Here is a 2715-nt window from a genome sequence, read left to right as displayed (position 1 = left end):
ACCGACGGCGTCCGGCTCCACGTCCGGCTCGCTCACCGGCACCACGACGACGGCCGGTTCCGGATCGCGGTCGGCGGCCGGCGGCGCGCCCGCCGGGGCGCTGGACTTGCGGGAGCCGCGCCGCCTGCTGCGGCCGCGCGGACCGGCCGCCGCGGCTGCCTCGGCGGCGCTGCCGAACCACTCCTCCTCCGGGTCACCCACCGCGGGCACCAGGTCCGACTCGCCGACCTCGATCGGCTCCAACTCCGGCAGCTCGTCGGCCTCTTCGACGTCGATGTCCGTCTCGGTGTCCGCGTCGGTGTCCGTCTCCAGCAGGTGCTCGTGCTCGTGCGCCTCGTCCGCGCCGTTGCCGGTGCCCCGGCCGCCGCGGCGCTTGCGCTTGCCGCCGCCACCGGTCGTCGTCGCCTGGTCCATGTGGACGATGACGCCGCGCCCGTTGCAGTGCACGCAGGTCTCGGAGAACGCCTCCAGCAGACCCTGGCCGACCCGCTTGCGGGTCATCTGCACCAGACCGAGCGAGGTGACCTCGGCCACCTGGTGCTTGGTCCGGTCCCGGCCCAGGCACTCCAGCAGCCGGCGCATCACCAGGTCGCGGTTGGACTCCAGCACCATGTCGATGAAGTCGACCACCACGATGCCGCCGAGGTCCCGCAGCCGCAGCTGCCGGACGATCTCCTCGGCCGCCTCCAGGTTGTTCTTGGTGACGGTCTCCTCCAGGTTGCCGCCCTGGCCGGTGAACTTGCCGGTGTTGACGTCGACCACGACCATCGCCTCGGTCTTGTCGATCACCAGCGATCCGCCGGACGGCAGCCACACCTTGCGGTCCAGCGCCTTGAGCAGCTGCTCGTCGATGCGGAACGTCGCGAAGACGTCCACCTCCGACGTCCAGCGCGACAGCCGGTCCACCAGGTCGGGGGCGACGTTCGCGACGTACTCCTGGATCGTCTCCCAGGCGTCGTCACCGCTGACGATGACCTTGGAGAAGTCCTCGTTGAAGATGTCCCGGACCACCCGGACCGTCATGTCGGGCTCGCCGTAGAGCAGCGTCGGCGCGTTGGCGTTGCCGCCGGCCTTGGCCCGCTTCTGGATGTCCTCCCACTGGCCCTGCAGGCGCTCGACGTCGCGGCGCAGCTCGTCCTCGCTGGCGCCCTCGGCGGCGGTGCGCACGATGACGCCCGCGTCCTCGGGGACGATCTTCTTCAGGATCGTCTTGAGCCGGGCCCGTTCGGTGTCGGGCAGCTTGCGGCTGATGCCGGTCATCGAGCCCTCGGGCACGTAGACCAGGTAGCGGCCGGGCAGCGAGACCTGGCTGGTCAGCCGGGCGCCCTTGTGGCCGATCGGGTCCTTGGTGACCTGCACCAGCACCGACTGGCCGGACTTCAGCGCCGACTCGATGCGGCGCGGCCCGCCGGAGTGGCCGAGCGCCTCGAAGTTGACCTCACCGGCGTACAGCACCGCGTTGCGGCCCTTGCCGATGTCGACGAAGGCGGCCTCCATGGACGGCAGCACGTTCTGGACCTTGCCCAGGTAGACGTTGCCGACGTAGGAGGTGGCCTGCTCCTTGTTGACGTAGTGCTCGACGAGGACGTCGTCCTCCAGCACGCCGATCTGCGTCCGCTCGCCGTTCTGCCGGACCACCATGACCCGCTCGACCGCCTCGCGGCGGGCGAGGAACTCGGCCTCGGTGATGATCGGCACCCGGCGGCGGCCCTGCTCGCGGCCCTCGCGGCGGCGCTGCTTCTTGGCCTCCAGGCGGGTGGAGCCCTTGATGGACTGCACCTCGTCGGCGCCGGTGCCGCCCTCGTACCGCTGGCGCGGCTCGCGGACCTTCACCACGGTCCGCTCCGGGTCGTCGGCCACCTGGCCGCCGTCGTCCCCGGCCGCGTCGTTGCCACGGCGGCGACGGCGGCGGCGGCGCCGGCTGGAACTGGAACCGCCGTGCTCGTCGTCGGCCTGCTCGTCGGCCTCGTCCTGGTCCTCGTCGCGCGGCTCGTCGTCGTCCTCGCCGGACGCGGCGGCGCCGGACCCGCGGGGCTCCTCGTCGTCCTGGTCCTGGTCGTGCTCGGCGGAGTCCCCGCGGCGACGGCGGCGGCCACCGCGGCGGCGGCGGCGCGAGGGGCGCTCGTCACCGTCGGTCTCGGCGTCGTCGTCCGGCTCGCCCTCGGCGTCCTCCACCTCGGGCTCGTCGGCCACGGTCGTCACCTCGGCGACCGGCTCGCCCTGGCCGCCGCGGCGGCGACGGCGACGACGCGGGGTGCGGCCCTCGTGCTCTTCTTCCTGCTCCTGCTCGTCCTCGGCGCTCTCCGCCGCCTCTTCGACGACCTCGGCCTGCGGGGCGACGACCACGACGCCCGGGGCCTGGAACACCGGCGGCTGGAAGACGGCCACCGCGGGCCGCCCGCCCCGACGGCGTCCGCGTCCGCGCGGCTCCTCGTCCTCGGGGGGGGCGCACCTCGATCGTCACCGAGCCGAGGTCGACACCGAAGGCCTCCGCCACGGCGGCGGCCGCCTCGGCGGCGGCGTCTTCGACGGTCTCGCCGTAGCCGCGGATCTCGTAGGCGTCCTCGACCTCGACGCCCCATCCGTCACCGTCGCGGAACGCCTTGCCGACGTAGGAGCTCGCGGGCTCCTCCTCGCCGGCCGCGCCGCCGTCCTGGGGTGCGAGCGCGCCGGGGCGGAGCCGGCGGGAGCCCTCGCCGGCGGAGAACGTCGGGA

The 2715-nt window shown here is 73.6% G+C and carries 1 protein-coding gene; it reads right to left on the bottom strand.

What is annotated here, in order from left to right; translation table 11 throughout:
- A partial coding sequence (locus tag GA0115240_RS15740) for an Rne/Rng family ribonuclease (RefSeq protein WP_370673343.1) occupies positions 1–2388 on the bottom strand: 2388 nt, incomplete at its 3' end.
- Between the last annotated feature and the right edge of the window lie 327 nt (positions 2389–2715).

It is taken from the genome of Streptomyces sp. DvalAA-14, assembly GCF_900091855.1.
Classification (GTDB): domain Bacteria; phylum Actinomycetota; class Actinomycetes; order Streptomycetales; family Streptomycetaceae; genus Actinacidiphila.
This window is presented reverse-complemented; position numbering and strand designations above follow the sequence as displayed.